At 26.5% G+C, this 234-nt stretch carries 1 protein-coding gene; it reads right to left on the bottom strand.

Going from position 1 to position 234, the window contains the following annotated elements:
• Positions 1-12 precede the first annotated feature (12 nt).
• Positions 13-234, bottom strand: a 222-nt coding sequence (locus tag Q4548_RS17065; protein WP_303457296.1) for a hypothetical protein, incomplete at its 5' end; no start/stop codon positions are given.

The raw sequence follows: 234 nt of genomic DNA, 5'->3' as shown, positions 1-234 counted from the left end.
TGTTTATGATTGTTACTTTCTATATTTGGTCGTCCTGGAGAATTTAACGATTGCTGTATGGATTCTTTTTAATCTTTGTTCGTTTTTTTTTCTTAATTTTTGATATGATAGTTGCAATGGGCTTTGTTTTTTTGGTATGTTTTTATTTATTTCTTTTGCTTTTTTGATTTGAAATTTCATATCAAATTTATTTTCGTGGATTGTTTCTTGGTCATTGATTGTTTTGGATACGAT

Source organism: Wenyingzhuangia sp. 2_MG-2023 (assembly GCF_030548295.1).
GTDB lineage: Bacteria > Bacteroidota > Bacteroidia > Flavobacteriales > Flavobacteriaceae > Wenyingzhuangia.
Note: the sequence above shows the minus strand (reverse complement) of the source record. Positions and strands in the feature narration are given on the sequence as shown.